Origin of the sequence: Methylobacterium currus, from assembly GCF_003058325.1 — a bacterium.
Classification (GTDB): Bacteria; Pseudomonadota; Alphaproteobacteria; order Rhizobiales; family Beijerinckiaceae; genus Methylobacterium; species Methylobacterium currus.
The window spans coordinates 2,973,840-2,998,890 of the sequence record NZ_CP028843.1; the positions used below are offsets into that span (position 1 = coordinate 2,973,840).

Here is a 25,051-nt window from a genome sequence, read left to right on the forward strand (position 1 = left end):
CCGCGCGGTCCCAAGGCAGGTCTGATGCCGGCGCGATTCGGCTGGCGTCCCACCGGGGCCGTATAAGCGGTGGATGAGGAGCGAGGTCAACCCATGGCCAACACGCTGGTCGGTCGCAAGCGCATTCGCAAGTTCTTCGGCAAGATTCGGGAAGTCGCCGAGATGCCGAACCTCATCGAGGTCCAGAAGGCGTCCTACGACCAGTTCCTGATGGTGGACGAGCCCGAGGGCGGCCGCGCCGACGAGGGCCTGCAATCCGTCTTCAAGTCCGTCTTCCCGATCTCCGACTTCTCCTCGACCGCGCTCCTCGAGTTCGTCAAGTACACCTTCGAGCAGCCGAAATACGACGTCGACGAGTGCCGCCAGCGCGGCATCACCTTTGCCGCGCCGCTCAAGGTGACGTTGCGGCTGATCGTGTTCGATGTCGATCCCGATACCGGCGCCAAGTCGGTCAAGGACATCAAGGAGCAGGACGTCTACATGGGCGACATGCCCCTGATGACGGAGAACGGCACCTTCATCGTCAACGGCACCGAGCGCGTCATCGTCTCGCAGATGCACCGCTCGCCGGGCGTGTTCTTCGACCACGACAAGGGCAAGACCCACTCCTCGGGCAAGCTCCTGTTCGCGGCGCGCATCATCCCGTATCGCGGCTCCTGGCTCGATGTCGAGTTCGACGCCAAGGACATCGTGCACGCGCGCATCGACCGCAAGCGCAAGATCCCCGTCACCTCGCTGCTCTTCGCGCTCGGCCTCGACGGCGAGGAGATCCTGTCGACCTTCTACAACCGCGTCACGTATAGCCGTGACGGGCGCGACTGGCGCGTGCCCTACGATGCCGAGCGGCTGAAGGGCTTCAAGGCCTCGACCGACCTGATCGACGCCGATTCGGGCGAGGTGGTGCTCGAGGCCGGCAAGAAGCTGACCGCGCGCAACGCCCGCCAGATCGCCGAGAAGGGCGTGAAGGCCCTGCGCGCCACCGACGACGACCTGATCGGCCAGTACATCGCCGAGGACATGGTCAACTACAAGACCGGCGAGATCTACGCCGAGGCCGGCGACGAGATCAGCGAGAAGGTCCTCAAGGGCCTGACCGATGTCGGCATCGAGGAGATTCCGGTCCTCGACATCGACCACGTCAATGTCGGTCCCTACATCCGCAACACGCTGGCGGTCGACAAGAACTCGGCCCGCGAAGGCGCGCTGTTCGACATCTACCGGGTGATGCGCCCGGGCGAGCCGCCGACGCTCGAGACCGCCGAGGCGATGTTCCACTCGCTGTTCTTCGACGCGGAGCGCTACGACCTCTCGGCCGTCGGCCGCGTGAAGATGAACATGCGTCTCGACCTCGACGCTGCCGACACCGTGCGGACGCTCCGCAAGGAGGACATGCTGGCGGTCGTCAAGGCGCTGGTGGACCTGCGCGACGGCAAGGGCGAGATCGACGACATCGACCACCTCGGCAACCGCCGGGTGCGCTCGGTCGGCGAGCTGATGGAGAACCAGTACCGGCTGGGCTTGCTTCGCATGGAGCGCGCCATCAAGGAGCGGATGTCGTCGGTCGACATCGACACCGTGATGCCGCAGGACCTGATCAACGCGAAGCCCGCGGCGGCCGCGGTGCGCGAGTTCTTCGGCTCGTCGCAGCTGTCGCAGTTCATGGACCAGACCAACCCGCTCTCCGAGGTGACGCACAAGCGCCGCCTCTCGGCCCTCGGCCCTGGTGGCCTGACCCGCGAGCGCGCCGGTTTCGAGGTGCGCGACGTGCACCCGACCCATTACGGCCGCATCTGCCCGATCGAGACGCCGGAAGGCCCCAACATCGGCCTGATCAACTCCCTGGCGACCTTCGCCCGGGTGAACAAGTACGGCTTCATCGAAACCCCGTTCCGGCGCGTGCGCGACGGCGTGGTCACGGACGAGGTCGCCTATCTCTCGGCCATGGAGGAGGCGAAGTACTACGTCGCCCAGGCCAACGCGCAGATGGACGAGAACCGCAAGCTCACGGAGGACCTGGTGGTCTGCCGGCGGGCGGGCGAGGTGATCGTCGTCGGCCCCGAGCGGGTCGACCTGATGGACGTGTCGCCCAAGCAGCTCGTGTCGGTGGCCGCGGCGTTGATCCCGTTCCTCGAGAACGACGACGCCAACCGGGCGCTGATGGGTTCGAACATGCAGCGCCAGGCGGTGCCGCTCGTCCGTGCCGACGCGCCCTTCGTCGGCACCGGCATGGAGGCGGTGGTCGCACGCGACTCGGGCGCGGCGATCGGCGCCCGGCGGGCGGGCATCGTCGACCAGGTCGACGCGACCCGTATCGTCATCCGCGCCACCGACGAGGCCGACGCCTCGAAGCCCGGCGTCGACATCTACCGGCTGCAGAAGTTCCAGCGCTCGAACCAGTCGACCTGCATCACCCAGAAGCCGCTCGTGCGCGTCGGCGACGTGGTGAAGAAGGGCGACATCATCGCCGACGGTCCCTCGACGGAGTTCGGCGAGCTGGCGCTCGGCCGGAACGTGCTCGTCGCGTTCATGCCGTGGAACGGCTACAACTTCGAGGACTCGATCCTACTCTCCGAGCGGATCGTGAAGGATGACGTGTTCACCTCGATCCACATCGAGGAGTTCGAGGTGATGGCCCGCGACACCAAGCTCGGGCCGGAGGAGATCACCCGCGACATCCCGAACGTCTCGGAGGAGGCGCTCAAGAACCTCGACGAGGCCGGCATCGTCTATATCGGCGCCGAGGTCCACGCGGGCGACATCCTGGTCGGCAAGATCACCCCGAAGGGCGAGAGCCCGATGACGCCAGAGGAGAAGCTCCTGCGCGCCATCTTCGGCGAGAAGGCCTCGGACGTGCGCGACACCTCGCTGCGGGTGCCGCCGGGCGTCACCGGCACGATCGTCGAGGTCCGGGTGTTCAACCGCCACGGCGTCGACAAGGACGAGCGCGCGCAGGCCATCGAGCGCGAGGAGATCGAGCGTCTCGCCAAGGACCGCGACGACGAGCAGGCGATCCTCGACCGCAACACCTATGCGCGCTTGGGGGACCTGCTGGTCGGACAGTCGCCGGTCGCCGGCCCGAAGGGCTTCAAGAAGGAGACCACGCTCACCCGTGAGCTCCTGGCCGATTACCCCCGCTCGCAATGGTGGCAGTTCGCCGTCGTCGAAGACCGTCTCATGACCGAGATGGAGGCGATGCAGAAGCAGTACGACGAGTCGAAGAAGCGCCTCGAGCAGCGCTTCCTCGACAAGGTCGAGAAGCTGCAGCGCGGCGACGAGCTGCCCCCGGGCGTCATGAAGATGGTCAAGGTCTTCGTGGCGGTGAAGCGCAAGATCCAGCCCGGCGACAAGATGGCGGGTCGGCACGGCAACAAGGGCGTGGTCTCGCGCATCGTGCCGATCGAGGACATGCCGTTCCTGGAGGACGGCACGCATGCCGACATCGTGCTCAACCCGCTCGGCGTGCCGAGCCGGATGAATGTCGGGCAGATCCTCGAGACGCATCTGGGCTGGGCCGCCGCCGGCCTCGGCCGGCAGGTCTCGCAGGCCGTGGACGCGTATCTCCGCACCCACGACGTCGAACCCCTGCGCGAGCGCATGAAGGCGATCTACAGCGAGTCCGAGCTGGCCGGCCTGTCCGACCAGGAGCTCGCCGAGGTCGGCAACAACCTGCGCCGCGGCGTCCCGATGGCCACCCCGGTGTTCAACGGCGCCAAGGAAGCCGACATCGAGACGATGCTGGAGATGGCGGGTCTCGACCGTTCGGGCCAGTCGACGCTCTATGACGGGCGCACCGGCGAGCCCTTCGACCGCAAGGTCACGGTCGGCTACATCTACATGCTGAAGCTGCACCACCTAGTGGACGACAAGATCCACGCGCGCTCGATCGGTCCGTACTCGCTCGTCACCCAGCAGCCCCTGGGCGGCAAGGCGCAGTTCGGCGGCCAGCGCTTCGGCGAGATGGAGGTGTGGGCCCTCGAGGCCTACGGCGCCGCCTACACGCTGCAGGAGATGCTGACGGTGAAGTCCGACGACGTCGCCGGCCGCACCAAGGTCTACGAGGCCATCGTGCGCGGCGACGACACCTTCGAGGCGGGCATCCCGGAGAGCTTCAACGTGCTGGTGAAGGAGATGCGGTCGCTCGGCCTCAACGTCGAGCTGTTGTCCTCCAAGCGCGCGGCCAACGACCAGCTCGAGGCGCCCCCGGAGGCGGCCGAGTAGGCCCTTCCCGACACTGCCCATCGCGACAGCGGCGGGGCCCTCGCCTGAGGGCCCCGGCCGCTCAAACCCGTTTCATCGGACGGCGGCCCCGGCCCGGCCCTTCGCGGCGCCCCGTCAGCCAAGGAGCAGATCATGAACCAAGAGGTCATGAATCTTTTCAACCAGCAGGCTCAGCCTCAGAGCTTCGACCAGATCAAGATCTCGATCTCGTCGCCTGAGAAGATCCTGTCCTGGTCCTACGGCGAGATCAAGAAGCCCGAGACCATCAACTATCGCACGTTCAAGCCCGAGCGTGACGGCTTGTTCTGCGCCCGGATCTTCGGGCCGATCAAGGATTACGAGTGCTTGTGCGGCAAGTACAAGCGCATGAAGTACAAGGGCGTGATCTGCGAGAAGTGCGGCGTCGAGGTGACCCTCGCGCGCGTGCGGCGCGACCGCATGGGCCATATCGAGCTGGCCGCGCCCGTCGCCCATATCTGGTTCCTGAAGTCGCTGCCGAGCCGCATCGGCCTGCTGCTCGACATGGCGCTCAAGGATCTCGAGCGCATCCTGTACTTCGAGTCCTACGTCGTCATCGAGCCGGGCCTCACCCCCCTGAAGGAGCGTCAGCTCCTCTCGGAGGAGGAGTACCTGCGCGCGCAGGAGGAGTACGGCGAGGACAGCTTCACCGCCATGATCGGCGCGGAGGCGATCCGGCGCATCCTGCAGGAGCTCGATCTCGACAAGATCGCGGCCGACCTGCGCGAGGAGATCGCCACCACCACCTCCGAGCTGAAGCCCAAGAAGCTCCTGAAGCGTCTCAAGATCATCGAGGCGTTCCAGATGTCGGGCAACCGGCCCGAGTGGATGATCCTGACCGTCGTGCCGGTCATCCCGCCGGACCTGCGCCCGCTGGTGCCGCTCGACGGCGGCCGCTTCGCGACCTCCGACCTCAACGACCTCTACCGCCGCGTCATCAACCGCAACAACCGCCTGAAGCGGCTGATCGAGCTGCGCGCGCCGGACATCATCATCCGCAACGAGAAGCGGATGCTGCAGGAGGCCGTCGACGCGCTGTTCGACAACGGCCGCCGCGGCCGCGTCATCACGGGCGCCAACAAGCGCCCGCTGAAGTCGCTCGCCGACATGCTGAAGGGCAAGCAGGGCCGCTTCCGCCAGAACCTGCTCGGCAAGCGCGTCGACTATTCCGGCCGCTCGGTCATCGTGGTCGGCCCGGAGCTGAAGCTGCACCAGTGCGGGCTGCCGAAGAAGATGGCGCTCGAGCTGTTCAAGCCGTTCATCTATGCGCGCCTCGACGCCAAGGGCTTCTCGGCCACGGTGAAGCAGGCCAAGAAGCTCGTCGAGAAGGAGAAGCCGGAGGTCTGGGACATCCTGGACGAGGTGATTCGCGAGCACCCGGTGATGCTGAACCGGGCGCCGACGCTGCACCGGCTGGGCATCCAGGCCTTCGAGCCGAAGCTGATCGAGGGCAAGGCGATCCAGCTGCACCCGCTGGTCTGCGCCGCGTTCAACGCCGATTTCGACGGCGACCAGATGGCCGTGCACGTCCCGCTGTCGCTCGAGGCGCAGCTGGAAGCGCGCGTCCTGATGATGTCGACGAACAACATCCTGCACCCCGCGAACGGCGCGCCGATCATCGTGCCGTCGCAGGACATCGTGCTCGGCCTGTACTACCTGTCGATCGTCGCCGACGGCTCGCCGGGTGAGCACAAGCCGAACGACCCCAAGAACCCGATGAAGGGCGTGTTCGGCGATTTCGGCGAGCTCGAGCACGCGCTCGCGGCCCGCACCGTCACGCTGCACACCAAGATCAAGTGGCGCTGGAAGGGCCTCGATTCCGAGGGCAACGAGGTCACCCGGATCTACGACACCACGCCGGGCCGCGTGATCCTGTCGAGCGTGCTGCCGCGCCACAAGCGCGTGCCCTTCGACGTCGTCAACAAGCTGATGACGAAGAAGGAGATCTCGGCGATGATCGACACCGTCTACCGCCATTGCGGTCAGAAGGAGTCGGTGATCTTCTGCGACCGGATCATGGGTCTCGGCTTCATCCACGCCTTCCGCGCCGGCATCTCGTTCGGCAAGGACGACATGGTGGTGCCGGACAACAAGTGGTCGATCGTCGAAGAGACGCGCTCGCTCGTCAAGGACTACGAGCAGCAGTACCAGGACGGCCTGATCACCCAGGGCGAGAAGTACAACAAGGTCGTGGACGCCTGGGCCAAGTGCTCCGACCGTCTCGCCGGCGAGATGATGAACCGCATCTCGTCCGTGCAGAAGGACGAGCACGGCGCCGACAAGCAGGTCAACTCGATCTACATGATGAGCCACTCGGGCGCCCGTGGCTCGCCGGCGCAGATGAAGCAGCTCGCGGCGATGCGCGGTCTGATGGCCAAGCCCTCGGGCGAGATCATCGAGACCCCGATCATCTCGAACTTCAAGGAAGGCCTGGACGTGCTCGAGTACTTCAACTCGACGCACGGCGCCCGCAAGGGCCTCGCCGACACCGCGCTCAAGACCGCGAACTCGGGCTACCTGACCCGCCGCCTTGTCGACGTGGCGCAGGACGCGGTGATCCGCGAGGTGGATTGCGGCACCGAGAGCGGCATCCGGATGCGGGCGATCATCGATGCCGGCCAGGTCGTGGCCTCGCTGGCGACCCGCATCCTCGGCCGTGCCACGGCCGAGGACCTGGTCGCCAATGACGGCTCGATCATCGTCGCCAAGGGCGAGACCATCGAGGAGAAGCACCTCGATGCGATCACCAAGGCCGGCATCCAGGAGGTGAAGATCCGCTCGGTCCTGGTCTGCGCGACCCGGAACGGCGTCTGCGCCACCTGCTACGGGCGCGACCTCGCCCGCGGCACGCCCGTCAACATGGGCGAGGCCGTCGGCGTCATCGCGGCGCAGTCGATCGGCGAGCCGGGCACCCAGCTCACGATGCGCACCTTCCACATCGGCGGCGCGGCCCAGATCGCCGACTCGTCCTTCATCGAGTCGAGCTTCGAGGGCACGGTGAAGATCCGCAACCGCGGTCTCGCCCGCAACTCGGACGGTGACCTGATCGCCACCGGCCGCAACGTGGCGGTGGTGATCGTCGGGCCGGACGGTACCGAGCGGGCGGTCCACCGCCTGCAATACGGCGCCCGCGTCCGGGTCGACGAGGGCGACGCGATCAAGCGCGGCCAGCGCATCGCCGAGTGGGATCCCTATACCCGGCCGATCCTGACCGAGATCGACGGCATCGTCGCCTACGAGGACCTGATCGACGGCCAGTCGATCACCGAGACGACCGACGAGTCGACGGGCATCGCCAAGCGCGTGGTCATCGACTGGCGCGGCTCGGCGCGGACGGCGGACCTGCGTCCGGCGATCGCGGTCCACGACCAGAACGGACGGGTGCAGAAGCTGCCGCGCGGCTCGGACGCGCGCTCGCTCCTGCCGGTCGAGGCCATCATCGGCGTCGATCCGGGCACCCGGGTCAAGGCCGGCGACATCCTCGCCCGCGTCTCGACCGAGAGCGCCAAGACCCGCGACATCACCGGCGGCCTGCCGCGGGTGGCGGAGCTGTTCGAGGCGCGCCGGCCGAAGGACGCAGCGATCATCGCCGAGAAGTCCGGCACGATCTCGTTCGGGCGCGACTACAAGAACAAGCGCCGCCTGAGCCTGACCCCGCATGACGGCTCCGAGCCGGTGGAGTACCTGATCCCGAAGGGCAAGCACATCCACCTGCAGGACGGCGACGTGGTCGAGCTCGGCGACTTCATCGTCGACGGCAACCCGGCCCCGCACGACATCCTGGCGATCAAGGGCGTGGAGGAGCTCGCCGCCTATCTCGTCAACGAGATCCAGGAGGTCTACCGGCTGCAGGGCGTGTCGATCAACGACAAGCACATCGAGGTCATCGTCCGGCAGATGCTGCAGAAGGTGGAGATCACCGACGGCGGCGATTCCGAGATCCTGACGGGCGACCAGATCGACCGGATGGAGCTGGCGGAGATCAACGAGCAGCTGCTCGCCGAGGGCAAGAAGCCGGTCCAGGGCGTCCCCGTCCTGCTCGGCATCACCAAGGCTTCGCTGCAGACGCGCTCGTTCATCTCGGCAGCGTCGTTCCAGGAGACCACCCGCGTCCTCACCGAGGCGGCGGTCAACGGCAAGGTCGACAACCTCGAGGGCCTGAAGGAGAACGTGATCGTCGGCTCGCTGATCCCGGCGGGCACCGGCGCGATGATCTCCGACATCAAGTCGATCGCGCGTCGGCGCGACGCCCTGATCATGGCCCAGAAGTCCGCCGAGAGCGGCGCGGCCGTGGCCGAGCGGCTCCCGGCGGCCGAGTAGGGCAGGGGGCTTACCGGCTGTCGCCCACCTCCGCCGGACCCGAGAACGAAGGCCGGCGCTCCCTCAAGGGGGCGCCGGCCTTTTCGCGTAAGCAGCCAAGCCTTAACGGGAAGTTTCCGCTTGACGGAGGCGGGATGAGCCCGTAATAGGCCCTCCTACTGAACGGCTGGCCGTAGGCGACAGCTGATCGACGTGCCCCTCGTGCCTCGATCCAAGTCTCCTAAACGCGACCGAACTTCAACCGACTGACACGTGTCAGACCGGCATGATCGCCGGGGCTTTGCTCCCGGTGGTCCTCTGCTCGCATGGCGCGCCAAAGGCTGGTTTCAGCCTGGGGCGCGATTTGCGTTGCGCTTCTTACCCGAGGCGACGGTCGTTCAGACGAGATTTTAGAAAACGACGGTCGCCTGGACGGCGCCGCGTTGCGAGAGGAATGGCATGCCGACGATCAACCAGCTGATCGCCAATCCGCGGAAGGCGCAGAAGGCCCGCAACAAGGTGCCGGCCCTCGATGCCTGCCCGCAGAAGCGCGGCGTCTGCACCCGCGTCTACACCACGACCCCGAAGAAGCCGAACTCGGCGCTTCGTAAGGTCGCCAAGGTCCGCCTGACCAACGGCTTCGAGGTCATCGGCTACATCCCGGGCGAGGGCCACAACCTTCAGGAACACTCCGTGGTGATGATCCGCGGCGGCCGCGTGAAGGATCTTCCGGGCGTGCGCTACCACATCCTGCGCGGCGTGCTCGACACCCAGGGCGTCAAGAACCGCAAGCAGCGGCGCTCGAAGTACGGCGCCAAGCGTCCGAAGTAAGACGCGGATCGGTCCCTCTATCGCCTGTCCCGCAAGGATGTCGCCGGCCTTCAAGGCTCCAGGCGGCCTGCGTGGGACACAACAGTTGATTTTTAGAGCTTAAGAACGGAGCGAGCGATGTCCCGCCGCCACAGTGCCGAGAAGCGCGAGATCATCCCCGACGCCAAGTACGGCGATATCGTCCTCACCAAGTTCATGAATTCGGTGATGTACGAGGGCAAGAAGTCGGTCGCCGAGAGCATCGTCTACGGCGCGTTCGACATCATCGAGGCCCGGGCCAAGGCGAACCCGATCGAGGTGTTCCGCGCCGCCCTCGACAACGTCGCCCCGGCGATCGAGGTCCGCTCACGCCGCGTCGGCGGCGCGACCTATCAGGTCCCGGTCGAGGTCCGCACCGAGCGCCGCCAGGCGCTGGCGATCCGCTGGCTGATCCAGGCCGCCCGCTCGCGCAACGACCGCACCATGGTCGAGCGTCTCTCCGCCGAGCTGCTCGACGCCGCCAACAACCGCGGCAATGCCGTGAAGAAGCGCGAGGACACCCACCGGATGGCCGAGGCCAACCGCGCGTTCTCGCACTATCGCTGGTAAACGCTGCTTCGCCGCCGCCCTCCTGGTGCGGCGGCCCCCTTCTTCAGGAGCCCCCCGATGCCCCGCACGCACGCGATCGAGGACTACCGCAACTTCGGCATCATGGCCCACATCGATGCCGGCAAGACCACGACGACCGAGCGGATCCTCTACTACACCGGCAAGTCCCATAAGATCGGCGAGGTCCATGAGGGCGCCGCCACCATGGACTGGATGGAGCAGGAGCAGGAGCGTGGCATCACGATCACCTCGGCTGCGACCACCTGCTTCTGGCGCGACAAGCGTCTGAACATCATCGACACTCCCGGCCACGTCGACTTCACCATCGAGGTGGAGCGCTCGCTCCGCGTGCTCGACGGCGCCGTCTGCGTGCTCGACGGCAACCAGGGCGTCGAGCCGCAGACCGAGACGGTGTGGCGCCAGGCTGACAAGTACGACGTGCCGCGCGTCGTGTTCGTCAACAAGATGGACAAGATCGGCGCCGACTTCTTCAAGTGCGTCGCCGACATCATCGACCGCGTGGCCGGCAAGCCGGTCTGCCTGCAGCTGCCGATCGGCGCCGAGAGCTCCTTCAAGGGCGTGATCGACCTGATCAAGATGAAGGCGATCGTATGGTCGGGTGAGGCGCTCGGCGCCAACTACTCCGAGGAGGAGATCCCGGCCGACCTCGCCGATCAGGCTGCGGAGTACCGCACCAAGCTGGTCGAGGCCTGCGTCGAGATGGACGACGACGCGATGACCGCCTATCTCGAGGGCAACGAGCCCGACGAGGACACCATGCGCAAGCTGGTGCGCACGGCGGTGCAGCGTCGCGCCTTCCACCCGGTGCTGTGCGGTTCGGCGTTCAAGAACAAGGGCGTGCAGCCCCTGCTCGACGCCGTCGTCGACTACCTGCCGTCTCCCGCCGACCGCGGCGAGATCAAGGGCATCGACTTCAAGACCGAGGAAGAGGTCGTCCGCCGTCCGGTCGATTCCGATCCGTTCTCCATGCTCGCCTTCAAGATCATGGACGATCCCCACGTCGGCACGATCACCTTCTGCCGCGTGTATTCGGGCAAGGTCGAGTCGGGCGCGAACGTCATCAACTCGACCCGCGACAAGAAGGAGCGGGTCGGCCGCATGCTCCTGATGCACGCGAACAACCGCGAGGACATCAAGGAGGCGTTCGCCGGTGACATCGTCGCGCTCGCGGGTCTCAAGGACACCCGCACGGGCGACACGCTGTGCGATCCGGTCAAGGCCGTGATCCTCGAGAAGATGGAGTTCCCGGAGCCGGTCATCGAGATCGCCGTCGAGCCCAAGTCCAAGGCGGACCAGGAGAAGCTCGGCATCGCGCTCTCGAAGCTCGCTGCCGAGGATCCGTCCTTCCGGGTCTCCACGGACCAGGAGTCGGGCCAGACCATCCTGAAGGGGATGGGCGAGCTTCACCTCGACATCAAGGTCGACATCCTGAAGCGCACCTACAAGGTCGAGGCCAATATCGGCCAGCCTCAGGTTGCGTACCGGGAGAAGCTGACCAAGCGCACCGAGATCGACTACACCCACAAGAAGCAGACCGGTGGTACCGGCCAGTTCGCGCGGGTGAAGTTCGTGGTCGAGCCGAACGAGCCGGGCGCCGGCTACCAGTTCGAGTCGAAGATCGTCGGCGGCTCGGTGCCCAAGGAGTACATCCCGGGCGTCGAGAAGGGCCTCAACAGCGTGCTGACCGCCGGTATCCTGGCGGGCTTCCCGGTGGTCGACATCAAGGTGGAGCTGATCGACGGCGCCTACCACGAAGTCGACTCCTCGGCGCTGGCCTTCGAGATCGCCTCGCGGGCGGCGCTCCGCGAGGCCCTGCAGAAGGGCGGCTCGGTCCTGCTCGAGCCGGTGATGAAGGTCGAGGTCGTGACCCCGGAGGACTATACCGGTTCGGTCATCGGCGACCTGAACTCCCGGCGCGGCCAGATCCAGGGCCAGGACATGCGCGGCAACGCCAACGTCATCAACGCGATGGTGCCGCTCGCCAACATGTTCGGCTACGTGAACCAGTTGCGCTCCTTCACCCAGGGCCGCGCGAACTTCACGATGCAGTTCGACCACTACGAAGAGGTCCCGCGCGGCGAGGCCGAGAAGGTGGTTGCCAAGTACGCCTGATGAGCAAGGCCTAACGGCCTGCTCGCAGCTTCGGCGCCCGCCACGGCGGGCGCCAATTCAAGACTAAACCGCACGCATTCGATCGACGGAGTTTTGGCGATGGCCAAGGAAAAGTTTTCGCGGACGAAGCCGCACTGCAACATCGGCACCATCGGTCACGTTGACCATGGCAAGACCTCTCTGACCGCGGCGATCACGAAGGTCCTGGCTGAGTCGGGCGGTGCCACCTTCACGGCGTACGACCAGATCGACAAGGCGCCGGAGGAGAAGGCGCGCGGGATCACGATCTCGACCGCCCACGTCGAGTACGAGACGCAGAACCGGCACTACGCGCACGTGGACTGCCCCGGCCACGCCGACTACGTGAAGAACATGATCACGGGTGCGGCGCAGATGGACGGCGCGATCCTGGTCGTGTCGGCGGCGGACGGCCCGATGCCGCAGACCCGCGAGCACATCCTGCTGGCCCGCCAGGTCGGCGTTCCGGCGCTGGTTGTGTTCATGAACAAGGTCGACATGGTCGACGATCCGGAGCTTCTGGAGCTGGTCGAGCTCGAGGTACGCGAGCTTCTGTCGAAGTACGACTTCCCGGGCGACGACATCCCGATCACCAAGGGCTCGGCGCTGTGCGCGCTGGAGAACCGCGAGCCGAAGATCGGCCACGAGGCGATCCTCGAGCTGATGAAGACGGTGGACGCGTACATCCCGCAGCCGGAGCGTCCGATCGACCTGCCGTTCCTGATGCCGATCGAGGACGTGTTCTCGATCTCGGGCCGCGGCACGGTGGTGACGGGGCGCGTCGAGCGCGGGATCGTCAAGGTCGGCGAGTCGGTGGAGATCGTGGGCATCCGCGCCACGACGACGACGACGGTGACCGGCGTCGAGATGTTCCGCAAGCTTCTGGACCAGGGCCAGGCGGGCGACAACGTCGGCGTGCTTCTGCGCGGCACGAAGCGCGAGGACGTGGAGCGCGGCCAGGTCGTGTGCAAGCCGGGTTCGGTGAAGCCGCACACGAAGTTCAAGGCCGAGGCGTACATCCTGACGAAGGAGGAGGGCGGGCGCCACACGCCGTTCTTCACCAACTACCGTCCGCAGTTCTACTTCCGGACGACGGACGTGACGGGTGTGTGCCAGCTGCCCGAGGGCACCGAGATGGTGATGCCGGGCGACAACGTGACGATGGACGTGACGCTGATCGTGCCGATCGCGATGGAGGAGAAGCTGCGCTTCGCCATCCGCGAGGGCGGCCGCACCGTCGGCGCCGGCGTCGTCGCCTCCATCACCGAGTAAGCGCTCAGGCGCTTCCACGAGCGGACAGGTGACGGGGCGGGCCTCGTGCCCGCCCCATCCCGTCGCGAGGTAGACATCACATGAACGGCCAGAACATCCGTATTCGCCTCAAGGCGTTCGATCATCGCATCCTGGACTCGTCGACCCGCGAGATCGTCTCGACGGCGAAGCGGACCGGGGCGCAGGTCCGCGGGCCGATCCCGCTGCCGACCCGGATCGAGCGCTTCACCGTCAACCGCTCGCCCCACATCGACAAGAAGTCGCGCGAGCAGTTCGAGATGCGCACCCACAAGCGCGTGCTCGACATCGTCGATCCGACGCCCCAGACCGTGGACGCGCTGATGAAGCTCGACCTCGCCGCCGGCGTCGACGTGGAGATCAAGCTCTGAGGACCCGCGGGTTCTTAGAGCTTCACTAGGCCGCGCGGGGGAGAACCATGCGCTCAGGAGTCATCGCACAGAAGGTCGGCATGACCCGCGTCTTCACGGACGCTGGCGAGCATGTTCCGGTCACGGTGCTTAAGGTCGATCAGTGCCAGGTGGTGGCCCACCGCACGATCGAGAAGAACGGTTACGTCGCGCTCCAGGTGGGCGTCGGCAAGGCCAAGGTCAAGAACGTCACCAAGGCGCAGCGCGGTCATTTCGCTGTCGCGAAGGTCGAGCCGAAGCGCAAGCTGGCCGAGTTCCGCGTGAGCGAGGACGCGATCATCCCGGTCGGCGCCGAGATCACCGCGGACCACTTCCTGGCGGGTCAGTTCGTCGACGTGACGGGCACGACCACCGGTAAGGGCTTCGCCGGCGGCATGAAGCGCTGGAACTTCGGCGGTCTGCGTGCCACCCACGGCGTGTCGATCTCGCATCGTTCGATCGGTTCGACCGGCGGCCGTCAGGACCCGGGCAAGACCTTCAAGAACAAGAAGATGCCGGGCCATCTCGGTGTCGAGCGGGTGACGACCCAGAACCTGCGCGTCGTGCGCACCGATGTCGAGCGCGGCCTGATCCTTGTCGAGGGCTCGGTCCCGGGCGTCGATGGCGGCTGGATCTTCGTCCGCGACGCCGTGAAGCGCAAGCTGCCGGCCGACGTGCCGATGCCGGGCAAGTTCCGTGAGCAGGCTGCTGCTCCGCAGGAAGCCCCTGCTGACAGCCAGGTCGAGGCTCCCGCGGCTCCGGCCACCGAGGAGAACGCGTGATGAAGTTCGAGATCACCACGCTCGACGGCGCCGAAGCGGGCTCGGTCGAGCTCGACGAGGCCATTTTCGGTCTCGAGCCCCGCGCCGACCTGCTGCAGCGCTGCGTCCGCTGGCAGCTCGCCAAGCGCCAGGCTGGGACTCACCAGACCAAGCAGCGCGGCGAGATCGCCCGCACGACCAAGAAGCTGTACAAGCAGAAGGGCACCGGTAACGCCCGTCACGGTGCGGCTTCGGCTCCGCAGTTCCGCGGCGGCGCCCGCGCCCACGGCCCGGTCACCCGCTCGCACGCCCACGACCTTCCCAAGAAGGTCCGGGCGCTCGCGCTCCGCCACGCGCTCTCGGCCAAGGTCAAAAGCGCCGAGTTGATCGTCATGGACGATGCCCGCCTCGAAGAGGGCAAGACCAAGGCGCTCAAGGAGCGGTTCGGCAAGCTGTCGCTCTCGAACGCCCTGATCATCGGCGGCGCCGAGCTCGACCAGAACTTCGCCCGTGCGGCCCGCAACCTGCCGCAGATCGACGTCCTGCCGGTGCAGGGCATCAACGTCTACGACATCCTGCGTCGCGAGAAGCTCGTGCTGACGCGCGCCGCCGTCGATGCGCTGGAGGCGCGATTCAAATGAGCGCTGATCCGCGCCACTACGACGTGATCGTCTCCCCGGTCATCACCGAGAAGGCGACGAACCTCTCGGAGCTCAACAAGGTTGTGTTCCGGGTGGCCCCGAAGGCGACCAAGCCGCAGATCAAGGAAGCGGTCGAGAAGCTGTTCGAGGTCAAGGTGAAGAGCGTCAACACGCTCACCACCAAGGGCAAGGCCAAGATGTTCCGCGGTCAGCGCGGCCAGCGCTCGGACGTGAAGAAGGCGATCGTGACCCTCGAAGAGGGTCAGAGCATCGACGTCACGACCGGGCTCTGACGGGAACGGCGTAAGGGAACAAGACAATGGCTTTGAAGACATTCAAGCCGGTCACGCCGAGCCTTCGCCAGCTCGTGATCGTGGACCGTTCGGAACTCTACAAGGGCAAGCCGGTCAAGTCGCTGACCGTGGGCAAGTCGTCCACGGGCGGCCGCAACAACCTCGGCCGCGTCACCGTCCGCTTCCGCGGCGGCGGCCACAAGCGGACGCTGCGCAACGTCGACTTCAAGCGGCGTGAGCACGCCGGCAAGGTCGGCACCGTCGAGCGGATCGAGTACGATCCGAACCGCACGGCGTTCATCGCGCTGGTGACCTACGAGGGTGGGGCGCAGAGCTACATCCTGGCGCCGCAGCGCGTTAAGGCCGGCGACAAGGTGGTGTCGGGCGAGTCGGTCGACATCAAGCCCGGCAACGCCATGCCGCTCGGCAACATGCCGGTCGGCACGATCGTGCACAACGTCGAGCTGAAGATCGGCAAGGGCGGGGCGATCGCCCGGTCCGCGGGCAACTACGCCCAGATCGTCGGCCGCGACCAGGGCTACGTCACGCTGCGCCTGAACTCGGGCGAGCAGCGCCTGGTGCACGGCCAGTGCTACGCCACGGTGGGCGCGGTCTCGAACCCCGACCACATGAACATCTCGCTCGGCAAGGCGGGGCGTAACCGCTGGCTCGGCAAGCGTCCGCACAACCGCGGCGTCGCCATGAACCCGATCGACCACCCGCACGGCGGCGGCGAGGGTCGCACCTCGGGCGGTCGTCATCCGGTCACGCCGTGGGGTATCCCCACCAAGGGCAAGAAGACCCGCTCGAACAAGCGCACCGACACGTTCATCGTGTCGAGCCGCCACAACCGCAAGAAGTAAGGGCTTCGTCCCATGGCACGTTCAATCTGGAAGGGGCCGTTCGTCGACGGCTACCTCCTCAAGAAGGCGGACGCCGCGCGCGGCGCGAGCCGCAACGAGGTGATCAAGATCTGGAGCCGTCGCTCCACGATCCTTCCGCATTTCGTTGGTCTGACCTTCGGGGTCTACAACGGGCAGAAGCACATTCCGGTCTACGTCTCCGAGGAGATGGTCGGGCACAAGTTCGGCGAGTTCTCGCCGACCCGTACCTTCCACGGTCACGCGGCCGACAAGAAGGCGAAGAGGCGCTGATATGGGCAAGGCAGCAGCACCCCGCGCGCTCCCCCGGAACGAGGCGAAGGCCGTCGCGCGCATGCTGCGCGTCAGCCCGCAGAAGCTGAACCTGGTGGCGCAGCTGATCCGCGGCAAGAAGGTCTCGACCGCTCTGGCCGACCTGCAGTTCTCGCGCAAGCGGATCGCGGTCGACGTCAAGAAGTGCCTCGAGAGCGCCATCGCGAACGCCGAGAACAACCACGACCTCGACGTGGACGATCTCGTCGTGAAGGAGGCCTATGTCGGCAAGGCGCTGGTTCTCAAGCGCTTCCACGCCCGCGCCCGCGGCCGTGGCGCCCGCATTCTGAAGCCGTTCGCGAACCTCACCATCGTGGTGCGGGAAGTCCCGGCCGAAGCCGCCTGAGGAGGAATCGATGGGCCAGAAAGTCAACCCGATCGGTCTCCGGCTCGGCATCAACCGGACCTGGGACTCGCGCTGGTACGCCAACAAGGGCGAGTACGCTCGCCTGATGCACGAGGACGTCGCGATCCGCAAAGCGCTGCTCAAGCAGCTCAAGCAGGCCGCCGTCTCCAAGATCGTCATCGAGCGCCCGCACAAGAAGTGCCGCGTCACCATCCACTCGGGCCGTCCGGGCGTGGTGATCGGCAAGAAGGGCGCGGACATCGAGAAGCTGCGCAAGCTGGTCAACTCGATGACCAAGGCCGACGTGACGATCAACATCGTCGAGGTGCGCAAGCCGGAGATCGACGCCACCCTGGTGGCCGACTCGATCGCCCAGCAGCTCGAGCGTCGCGTTGCCTTTCGTCGCGCCATGAAGCGCGCCGTGCAGTCGGCGATGCGCCTCGGCGCCGAGGGCATCCGCATCAACTGCTCCGGCCGCCTCGGCGGCGCCGAAATCGCCCGGCTCGAGTGGTACCGCGAGGGCCGCGTGCCCCTGCATACCCTGCGCGCCGACGTGGATTACGGCACGGCCACGGCGTTCACCACCTACGGCACCTGCGGCATCAAGGTGTGGGTGTTCAAGGGCGAGATCCTCGAGCACGACCCGATGGCGCAGGACAAGCGCGCGCACGAGGAGGGCGGCCGTTCCGGCGGGCGTCGTGACCGCGAGCGCGGCGAGCGCGGCGGACGGGACGCGGCGGCCTAAGGGCCGCCCGTTCCCCGCCCTTCAGTTTTGAGAGGCTGCCATGCTGCAACCCAAGAAGACGAAGTTCCGCAAGCAGTTCAAGGGCCGCATCCACGGCGCCGCGAAGGGCGGAACCGATCTGAACTTCGGCTCCTACGGCCTCAAGGCCATGGAGCCGGAGCGGATCACCGCGCGTCAGATCGAGGCGGCCCGCCGCGCGATCACCCGCGAGATGAAGCGTCAGGGCCGGGTCTGGATCCGGATCTTCCCCGACGTTCCCGTGACCGCGAAGCCGACCGAAGTCCGCATGGGCTCCGGCAAGGGCGCGCCCGAATATTGGGCGGCCCGCGTGCATCCGGGCCGCATCATGTTCGAGATCGACGGAGTGGCCGAGGACATCGCCCGTGAGGCGCTGCGCCTGGGTGCCGCCAAGCTGCCGGTCCGCACGCGCTTCATCCAGCGCATCGCCGACTGAGGAGAATATTCGAGATGAAGTCGAGCCAGAGGCTGTCTGACCTGAGCGCGCTGTCGCCGGATCAGCTCGGCGAAGAGCTCCTGAACCTGAAGAAGGAGCAGTTCAACCTGCGCTTCCAGCGGGCCACGGGTCAGCTCGAGAACGTCGCCCGGGTGCGCGAAGTGCGCCGCGACATCGCCCGCGTCCGCACCTTGCAGCGCCAGAAGACGCTGCAGGCGGCGCAGGGCTAAGGGAGTTCAAGACCATGCCGAAGCGCGTGCTGCAGGGCGTTGTCGTCAGCGACAAGCAGGACAAGACCGTCGTCGTGAAGGTGGAGCGTCGCTTCACCCACCCGGTGATGAAGAAGACCATTCGCCGGTCGAAGAACTACCACGCCCACGACGAGAACAACGTGGCCAAGGTCGGCCAGACGGTGTTCATCGAGGAGTCGCGGCCCTATTCCAAGCTCAAGACCTGGAAGCTGGTCGAGGGCGAGGCGGTCGCGACCGCCGAGGCGTAAGACGGGGCGCCGCTTCGGCGCCCCATTTGCCTCGCGGGAACGGGGCGCCCCGCGGCGCCCCTTTCGCCTTATCGGAACGGAGTGCCTTTTGGCGCTCCGGCTCCTTGTCAACGAGGCCGATCCGGTGTAGATGGCCGGCCTCCACCGAAACATGAAGGGCGTGTGACGCGCTCCTCATCGCGTTCGTTGACCGCGCCAGCGTGACATCGCGCTGCTGCGCGGTCTTTTAATGGACGGGGACGCGAGATCCCCATCAGGCTGCCGTCCGCCGGGCAATCCTGCCCTGTGGAGACCTGCCTGAAACAAGGAAAGGGCGTTAGGCCGTGATCCAGATGCAGACGAATCTGGACGTCGCCGACAATTCCGGCGCACGTCGCGTGATGTGCATCAAGGTACTCGGTGGTTCCAAGCGCAAGTATGCCGGCGTCGGCGACATCATCGTGGTGTCGGTGAAGGAGGCGATTCCGCGGGGCCGCGTGAAGAAGGGCGACGTCATGAAGGCGGTCGTCGTGCGCACTGCCAAGGACGTCCGTCGGGCCGACGGTTCGGTGATCCGCTTCGACCGCAACGCGGCCGTGCTGATCAACAACCAGAAGGAGCCGATCGGCACCCGTATCTTCGGGCCCGTGCCGCGCGAGCTGCGCGCTCGCAACCACATGAAGATCATCTCGCTGGCGCCGGAGGTGCTGTAATGGCTGCGAAGGTGAAGAAGGGCGACAAGGTCGTCGTCCTGACCGGCCGCGACAAGGGTCGCACCGGCGAGGTCATCCAGGTGATGCCGAAGGAAGATCGGGCCCTGGTGCGGGGGATCAACCTGGTGAAGCGCCACACGCGCCAGACCCAGACCTCCGAGGGCGGGATCATCTCCAAGGAGGCGGCGATCCACCTGTCGAACCTGGCGGTCGCCGACCCCAAGGACGGCAAGCCCACCCGGGTCGGTTTTCGCATTCTGGAAGACGGGCGCAAGGTTCGCTTCGCGAAGCGCTCGGGAGATCTGATCGATGGCTGAGGCGCTGAAGGACGGCTACACGCCGCGGCTGAAGAAGCACTACGAGGAAGTGGTGCGTCCGAAGCTGATCGAGGAGTTCGGCTACACCAACCCGATGCAGGTGCCGGCGATCGAGAAGATCGTCGTCAACATGGGCGTCGGCGAGTCGACCCAGGACTCCAAGAAGGCCACCGTGGCGGCCGAGGATCTCGGCCTGATCGTCGGCCAGAAGCCGGTGGTCACCCGGGCCCGCAAGGCGATCGCGACCTTCAAGGTCCGCGAGAACATGCCGATCGGCTGCAAGGTCACGCTGCGCAAGCAGCGGATGTACGAGTTCATGGATCGCCTGATCACCATCGCGCTGCCGCGCGTGCGTGACTTCCGCGGCCTGAACCCGAAGTCGTTCGACGGCCGCGGCAACTACGCCCTCGGGATCAAGGAGCACCTGGTGTTCCCCGAGATCAACTACGACAAGGCCCAGAACACCTGGGGCATGGACATCGTCGTGGCGACCACCGCCAAGACCGATGCCGAGGCCCGGGCGCTCCTGAAGCACTTCAACTTCCCGTTCCGGCAGTGAGGGCTCTACGCCCCCATACGCGGACACCGGAGAGCTAGAACATGGCTAAGACGAGCAAGATCGAGAAGAACAAGCAGCGGCGGGAGCTGGTGAAGCGTTTCGCGCCGAAGCGCGAAGCGCTGCTGGCCACCGCCAACGACGAGTCGCTGTCGATGGAGGAGCGCTTCGAGGCGCGCCTCAAGCTGGCGGAGCTGCCCCGCAACTCCAGCGCGACCCGCATCCGCAACCGCTGCGAGATGACCGGCCGTCCCCGGGCTTACTACCGCAAGCTCGGCATCTCCCGCGTCGCGCTCCGCGATCTGGGATCTCGGGGTCTGATCCCGGGCCTGGTCAAGTCCAGCTGGTAAGGGGAGGGCGCCACAGATGATCAACGATCCCGTGGGCGATATGCTCACCCGCATCCGCAACGGCCAGCAGCGTCGTCGCAACGTCGTGCAGACCCCCGGCTCCAAGCTGCGGGCCCGCGTCCTCGACGTCCTGAAGTCCGAGGGCTACATCCGCGACTACGCCACGACCGATTACGGTAACGGGCGCACCGAGTTCGCGATCGAACTCAAGTACTTCGACGGCCAGCCGGTGATCCGCTCGATCGAGCGCGTCTCCAAGCCGGGCCGCCGGGTCTACTCGTCGGTCGATACCCTGCCGCGCGTCGCCGACGGCCTGGGCATCACCATCGTCTCCACCCCTCAGGGCGTCATGGCCGACCACGAGGCGCGCGAGCGCAACGTCGGCGGCGAGGTGCTCTGCAAGGTCTTCTGACCTTCGGACCCTGACAGCCGAAAAGGAGAGACGAGCATGTCCCGCGTAGGCAAGAAGCCCGTGACCGTGCCGGCCGGCGTGACCGCCACCGTCGACGGCCAGAACGTCAAGATCAAGGGCCAGAAGGGGGAGCTGCAGTTCCGTGTCCCCGACCAGGTGTCGGTCAGCCACGAGAACGGCGCGATCTCGGTCCAGCCCCGGTCGCAGACCAAGGAGGCCCGCGCGATGTGGGGCCTCTCCCGCGCCCAGGTCTCGAACCTGGTCGAGGGCGTGACCAAGGGCTACGAGAAGAAGCTGGAGATCAACGGCGTCGGTTACCGCGCCGCGGTCGCCGGCAAGGTGCTGAAGCTGTCGCTCGGCTACAGCCACGACGTCGAGTACCCGATTCCGGACGGGATCACGATCGCCACTCCGCGGCCGGTCGAGATCATCGTCACCGGCATCGACAAGCAGCGCGTCGGCCAGGTCGCGGCGGAGATCCGCGAGTATCGCGGCCCCGAGCCCTACAAGGGCAAGGGCGTGAAGTACGCCGGCGAGTTCATCTTCCGCAAGGAAGGCAAGAAGAAGTAAGGACCGCCGACGATGTCTCGCAAAATCGAACTGCTCGATCGGCGCCGCGCGCGCGTCCGGCGGGCGATCCGCAAGGCGGCGAACGGCCGTCCGCGGCTCTCGGTGTTCCGCTCCTCCAAGCAGATCTACGTCCAGGTCATCGACGACGCGACCGGCCATACGCTGGCCGCCGCCTCGAGCCTCGACAAGGACCTGCGCGCCCGCCTCAAGACCGGTGCCGACAAGGCCGCCGCGACCGAGGTCGGCAAGCTGGTGGCGGAGCGCGCCAAGGCCGCCGGGGTGACCCAGGTCATCTTCGACCGCTCGGGCTACCTTTATCACGGCCGGGTCAAGGCCCTGGCCGATGCGGCCCGCGAGGGCGGCCTCGACTTCTAACCTTGGACTTCTGATCCCGAGAGGGGAGGGCGCGTCCTGGCGCCGCCCCGGTCGGGTCGGCACGATGTCCCGGAGGCGAGGGGGCCCATGCGGCTCCCTCTCTCTTTACGGCGGATGACACAGCAGCGAGCGGGACCGCCGCCCGCGTCAGTCGATGGACAACACACATGGCACGTGAGCGTGAGGGTCGTCGCCGCGACGACCGCGAGGAGCGCGACAGCGAGTTCGTGGACAAGCTCGTCCACATCAACCGTGTCGCCAAGGTGGTGAAGGGCGGCCGTCGCTTCGGCTTCGCGGCCCTCGTCGTCGTCGGCGACCAGAAGGGTCGCGTCGGTTTCGGTCACGGCAAGGCCCGTGAGGTTCCCGAGGCCATCCGCAAGGCCACCGAGGCGGCCAAGCGCGGCCTCGTCCGCGTCGCGCTCCGCGAGGGCCGCACCCTGCACCACGACGTGCAGGGCCGTCACGGCGCCGGCAAGGTGATCCTGCGCGCGGCTCCGGCCGGTACCGGCATCATCGCGGGCGGCCCGATGCGCGCCGTCTTCGAGACGCTCGGCATGCAGGACGTGGTGGCGAAGTCGCTCGGCTCGTCGAACCCCTACAACCTCGTGCGCGCCACCTTCGACGCGCTGAAGAACGAGGATTCGCCCCGTTCGGTCGCGGCGCGCCGCGGTCTGAAGGTCTCGGCCCTCCAGGCCCGCCGTCGTGATGCTGACTCGGCCGCCTCGGCCGACTCCGCCGACGCTGCGTAAGGGAGGCTCGGGATGACTGAGAAGACCGTCCGCGTGCAGCAGATCGGCTCGCCGATCCGCCGCGAGGCCAGCCAGCGCCAGACGCTGATCGGCCTGAAGCTGAACAAGATGCACCGTATCGCCGTCCTGCCCGACAACCCGTCGGTGCGCGGCATGATCGCGAAGGTGCATCACCTCGTGCGCGTTCTCGACGACGCGGCGTGAGGAGGGCACCATGAAGCTCAACGAAATCCGTGACAACGAAGGCGCAACCAAGAAGCGGATGCGCGTCGGCCGGGGTATCGGCTCCGGCAAGGGCAAGACCGCCGGCCGCGGCGTGAAGGGCCAGAAGGCGCGCTCCGGCGTCGCCATCAAGGGCTTCGAGGGCGGCCAGATGCCGCTCCACCGTCGCCTGCCCAAGCGCGGCTTCAACAACCCGGGGGCGACCGACCTCAACGAGGTCAATATCGGCCGCATCCAGCAGGCGGTGGATGCCGGCAAGCTGGACGCCTCGGCTCCGGTGACCCTCGAGGCGCTGATCGCCGCCGGCGTGGTCTCCAAGGCCCGCGATGGCGTGAAGATCCTCGGCGTCGGCGAACTCACCGCCAAGCTGACTTTCCAGGTCTCCCGGGCGTCGAAGTCGGCGGTCGAGGCGATCGAGAAGGCCGGCGGCTCGGTGACCCAGTCGCTCGCGACCGCCGACGACGCGGTTGCGTCCGCCTGAGGCACACTTTAAGTCACCGATCATCGGCGGCGGCCCGTGCGACCAGCGCGAGGCCGCCGCTCGTGTTTTGGGGGATGCCCGCGCATCCCTGACCGCGACGCCGCGGATCCCGACCCTGAGGACACGTAACCCATGGCCTCTGCAGCCGAGCAGCTCGCCGCCAACCTCAACTTCGGCGCCATCGCCAAGGCCGAAGAGCTCAAGAAGCGGATCTGGTTCACGCTGGGCGCCCTGATCGTCTACCGGCTCGGGACTTACATCCCGCTGCCCGGCATCGATCCCGATGCGCTCCGCCAGAGCTTCGCCAACGCGCAGGGCGGCGTGCTCGGCCTGTTCAACATGTTCTCCGGCGGTGCCGTCGAGCGCATGGCGATCTTCGCGCTCAACATCATGCCGTACATCTCGGCGTCGATCATCGTGCAGCTGCTCACCTCGGTGGTGCCGTCGCTCGAGACGCTGAAGAAGGAGGGCGAGTCGGGCCGCAAGGTGCTCAACCAGTACACCCGCTACCTGACGGTGGTGCTGGCGATCTTCCAGGCCTGGGGCATCGCGGTCGGTTTGCAGAGTTCCGGCGGCATCGTGCAGGATCCGGGGCCGTTCTTCCTGGTCTCGACCGTCATCACGCTGACCGGCGGCACGCTGTTCCTGATGTGGATCGGCGAGCAGATCACCTCGCGCGGCATCGGCAACGGCTCCTCGCTCATCATCTTCGCGGGCATCGTCGCGCACCTGCCCTCGGCGATCGCCGGCACCCTCGAGCTCGGGCGGCAGGGCGCGCTCTCGACGGTGGTGATCCTCGGCGTGCTGGTGATGGCCGCGGCCGTCGTCTACTTCATCGTGTTCATGGAGCGCGCCCAGCGCCGCCTCCTGATCAACTACCCCAAGCGCCAGGTCGGCAACCGGATGTACGAGGGCCAGACCTCGTTCCTGCCGCTCAAGCTCAACACCTCGGGCGTCATCCCGCCGATCTTCGCCTCGTCGCTGCTGCTGCTGCCGGCCACCGCCGCGAGCTTCCAGACCGATCCGAACGGCACCGGCATCATCGCCACCCTGGCGACCTATCTCGGCCACGGCCGGCCGCTCTACATGCTGCTCTACGCGGCGCTGATCATCTTCTTCGCCTTCTTCTACACGGCGGTGGTGTTCAACCCGCAGGAGACCGCGGACAACCTGAAGAAGCATGGCGGCTTCATCCCCGGCATCCGTCCCGGCGAGCGCACCGCAGAGTTCATCGACAAGGTCCTGTCGCGCATCACCGTGATCGGCGCCGCCTACCTGACGGTGATCTGCCTGATCCCGGAGATCCTGGTCTCCTACGCCTCGCTGCCGTTCTACTTCGGCGGCACGTCGCTCCTGATCGTGGTCTCGGTCACCATGGACACGGTGGCGCAGGTCCATGGCCACCTGCTGGCGCACCAGTACGAGGGCCTGGTGAAGAAGGCGAAGCTGCGCGGCGCGCGCCGGCGCTGACACCGTCGCGAGCGACAATTCCCGGGGGCCAATACAACCGGCCCGGGCGCCCTTGCGCCGGGGCCGGGCCTTAGCGCATGGTCGGATAACGGCCGGAGCGGGTCTCGGGTTAGAACAAGCAGAGAGGCCGCGCCCCTGGGA

At 66.8% G+C, this 25,051-nt stretch carries 28 protein-coding genes; all 28 read left to right on the forward strand.

Annotated features, from left to right (window positions below; all coding sequences use genetic code 11):
• Positions 1 to 93 precede the first annotated feature (93 nt).
• Complete coding sequence (gene rpoB / locus DA075_RS13890; protein WP_099953746.1) at positions 94 to 4,218, forward strand: DNA-directed RNA polymerase subunit beta; 4,125 nt, start codon at positions 94 to 96, stop codon at positions 4,216 to 4,218.
• A 132-nt stretch (positions 4,219 to 4,350) separates the two neighbouring features.
• Positions 4,351 to 8,556, forward strand: a complete 4,206-nt coding sequence (gene rpoC, locus DA075_RS13895; protein WP_099953747.1) for a DNA-directed RNA polymerase subunit beta' — start codon at positions 4,351 to 4,353, stop codon at positions 8,554 to 8,556.
• Between the two features lie 438 nt (positions 8,557 to 8,994).
• On the forward strand, positions 8,995 to 9,366 hold the full coding sequence (gene rpsL / locus DA075_RS13900) for a 30S ribosomal protein S12 (RefSeq protein WP_048429408.1): 372 nt from the start codon (positions 8,995 to 8,997) through the stop codon (positions 9,364 to 9,366).
• Positions 9,367 to 9,483: 117 nt separating this feature from the next.
• Complete coding sequence (gene rpsG / locus DA075_RS13905) at positions 9,484 to 9,954, forward strand: 30S ribosomal protein S7 (RefSeq protein WP_093571353.1); 471 nt, start codon at positions 9,484 to 9,486, stop codon at positions 9,952 to 9,954.
• 57 nt (positions 9,955 to 10,011) lie between these two features.
• A complete protein-coding gene (fusA, locus tag DA075_RS13910) occupies positions 10,012 to 12,087 on the forward strand; it encodes an elongation factor G (RefSeq protein ID WP_099953748.1) in 2,076 nt (691 codons plus the stop codon).
• Between the two features lie 99 nt (positions 12,088 to 12,186).
• Entirely contained in the window at positions 12,187 to 13,377 is a 1,191-nt protein-coding gene (gene tuf / locus DA075_RS13915; RefSeq protein WP_099953741.1) for an elongation factor Tu, read from the forward strand.
• A gap of 80 nt (positions 13,378 to 13,457) precedes the next feature.
• Entirely contained in the window at positions 13,458 to 13,766 is a 309-nt protein-coding gene (gene rpsJ / locus DA075_RS13920) for a 30S ribosomal protein S10 (RefSeq protein ID WP_012330343.1), read from the forward strand.
• Between the two features lie 47 nt (positions 13,767 to 13,813).
• Positions 13,814 to 14,566 carry a 50S ribosomal protein L3 gene (gene rplC / locus DA075_RS13925; RefSeq protein WP_099953749.1) on the forward strand — a complete coding sequence of 251 codons (753 nt, stop codon included), beginning with the start codon at positions 13,814 to 13,816 and terminating at the stop codon, positions 14,564 to 14,566.
• Positions 14,566 to 15,186: a 50S ribosomal protein L4 gene (rplD, locus tag DA075_RS13930; RefSeq protein ID WP_048465593.1), complete on the forward strand. Its 621-nt coding sequence runs from the start codon at positions 14,566 to 14,568 to the stop codon at positions 15,184 to 15,186. Before rplC ends, rplD begins: the two co-directional genes overlap by 1 nt.
• Positions 15,183 to 15,479, forward strand: coding sequence for a 50S ribosomal protein L23 (locus tag DA075_RS13935; RefSeq protein WP_099953750.1), 297 nt, complete (start codon positions 15,183 to 15,185; stop codon positions 15,477 to 15,479). Before rplD ends, DA075_RS13935 begins: the two co-directional genes overlap by 4 nt.
• A gap of 26 nt (positions 15,480 to 15,505) precedes the next feature.
• Positions 15,506 to 16,342, forward strand: a complete 837-nt coding sequence (gene rplB, locus DA075_RS13940; protein ID WP_099953751.1) for a 50S ribosomal protein L2 — start codon at positions 15,506 to 15,508, stop codon at positions 16,340 to 16,342.
• A gap of 12 nt (positions 16,343 to 16,354) precedes the next feature.
• Positions 16,355 to 16,633: a 30S ribosomal protein S19 gene (gene rpsS / locus DA075_RS13945; protein WP_048444829.1), complete on the forward strand. Its 279-nt coding sequence runs from the start codon at positions 16,355 to 16,357 to the stop codon at positions 16,631 to 16,633.
• Position 16,634: 1 nt separating this feature from the next.
• Entirely contained in the window at positions 16,635 to 17,018 is a 384-nt protein-coding gene (gene rplV, locus DA075_RS13950; protein WP_099953752.1) for a 50S ribosomal protein L22, read from the forward strand.
• A 10-nt stretch (positions 17,019 to 17,028) separates the two neighbouring features.
• Positions 17,029 to 17,763 (forward strand): 30S ribosomal protein S3, encoded by a 735-nt coding sequence (rpsC, locus tag DA075_RS13955; protein ID WP_048450464.1) that lies wholly within the window; start codon positions 17,029 to 17,031, stop codon positions 17,761 to 17,763.
• Between the two features lie 40 nt (positions 17,764 to 17,803).
• Positions 17,804 to 18,217 carry a 50S ribosomal protein L16 gene (rplP, locus tag DA075_RS13960; protein WP_048425820.1) on the forward strand — a complete coding sequence of 138 codons (414 nt, stop codon included), beginning with the start codon at positions 17,804 to 17,806 and terminating at the stop codon, positions 18,215 to 18,217.
• Positions 18,218 to 18,231: 14 nt separating this feature from the next.
• The gene (gene rpmC, locus DA075_RS13965) at positions 18,232 to 18,447 is read left to right on the forward strand and encodes a 50S ribosomal protein L29 (protein WP_048425821.1); all 216 of its coding nucleotides are present in this window, start codon (positions 18,232 to 18,234) and stop codon (positions 18,445 to 18,447) included.
• A gap of 14 nt (positions 18,448 to 18,461) precedes the next feature.
• Positions 18,462 to 18,716, forward strand: coding sequence for a 30S ribosomal protein S17 (gene rpsQ / locus DA075_RS13970; protein ID WP_048431918.1), 255 nt, complete (start codon positions 18,462 to 18,464; stop codon positions 18,714 to 18,716).
• 323 nt (positions 18,717 to 19,039) lie between these two features.
• Positions 19,040 to 19,408, forward strand: coding sequence for a 50S ribosomal protein L14 (rplN, locus tag DA075_RS13975; protein WP_048425823.1), 369 nt, complete (start codon positions 19,040 to 19,042; stop codon positions 19,406 to 19,408).
• A complete protein-coding gene (rplX, locus tag DA075_RS13980) occupies positions 19,408 to 19,725 on the forward strand; it encodes a 50S ribosomal protein L24 (protein WP_048425824.1) in 318 nt (105 codons plus the stop codon). Before rplN ends, rplX begins: the two co-directional genes overlap by 1 nt.
• A complete protein-coding gene (gene rplE, locus DA075_RS13985) occupies positions 19,718 to 20,284 on the forward strand; it encodes a 50S ribosomal protein L5 (RefSeq protein ID WP_099953753.1) in 567 nt (188 codons plus the stop codon). Before rplX ends, rplE begins: the two co-directional genes overlap by 8 nt.
• A 41-nt stretch (positions 20,285 to 20,325) precedes the next feature.
• Positions 20,326 to 20,631: a 30S ribosomal protein S14 gene (rpsN, locus tag DA075_RS13990; protein WP_048431920.1), complete on the forward strand. Its 306-nt coding sequence runs from the start codon at positions 20,326 to 20,328 to the stop codon at positions 20,629 to 20,631.
• A 16-nt stretch (positions 20,632 to 20,647) separates the two neighbouring features.
• Positions 20,648 to 21,043, forward strand: coding sequence for a 30S ribosomal protein S8 (rpsH, locus tag DA075_RS13995; protein ID WP_048431921.1), 396 nt, complete (start codon positions 20,648 to 20,650; stop codon positions 21,041 to 21,043).
• A 36-nt stretch (positions 21,044 to 21,079) separates the two neighbouring features.
• Positions 21,080 to 21,613 carry a 50S ribosomal protein L6 gene (gene rplF, locus DA075_RS14000; RefSeq protein WP_099953754.1) on the forward strand — a complete coding sequence of 178 codons (534 nt, stop codon included), beginning with the start codon at positions 21,080 to 21,082 and terminating at the stop codon, positions 21,611 to 21,613.
• A gap of 12 nt (positions 21,614 to 21,625) precedes the next feature.
• On the forward strand, positions 21,626 to 21,988 hold the full coding sequence (rplR, locus tag DA075_RS14005; RefSeq protein ID WP_048444838.1) for a 50S ribosomal protein L18: 363 nt from the start codon (positions 21,626 to 21,628) through the stop codon (positions 21,986 to 21,988).
• 167 nt (positions 21,989 to 22,155) lie between these two features.
• Positions 22,156 to 22,737 carry a 30S ribosomal protein S5 gene (gene rpsE / locus DA075_RS14010; protein WP_048425830.1) on the forward strand — a complete coding sequence of 194 codons (582 nt, stop codon included), beginning with the start codon at positions 22,156 to 22,158 and terminating at the stop codon, positions 22,735 to 22,737.
• A 12-nt stretch (positions 22,738 to 22,749) separates the two neighbouring features.
• Entirely contained in the window at positions 22,750 to 22,941 is a 192-nt protein-coding gene (rpmD, locus tag DA075_RS14015; RefSeq protein ID WP_093569144.1) for a 50S ribosomal protein L30, read from the forward strand.
• A gap of 10 nt (positions 22,942 to 22,951) precedes the next feature.
• Complete coding sequence (gene rplO / locus DA075_RS14020) at positions 22,952 to 23,440, forward strand: 50S ribosomal protein L15 (protein ID WP_048450469.1); 489 nt, start codon at positions 22,952 to 22,954, stop codon at positions 23,438 to 23,440.
• A 132-nt stretch (positions 23,441 to 23,572) separates the two neighbouring features.
• On the forward strand, positions 23,573 to 24,910 hold the full coding sequence (secY, locus tag DA075_RS14025; RefSeq protein ID WP_099953755.1) for a preprotein translocase subunit SecY: 1,338 nt from the start codon (positions 23,573 to 23,575) through the stop codon (positions 24,908 to 24,910).
• Positions 24,911 to 25,051 lie beyond the last annotated feature (141 nt).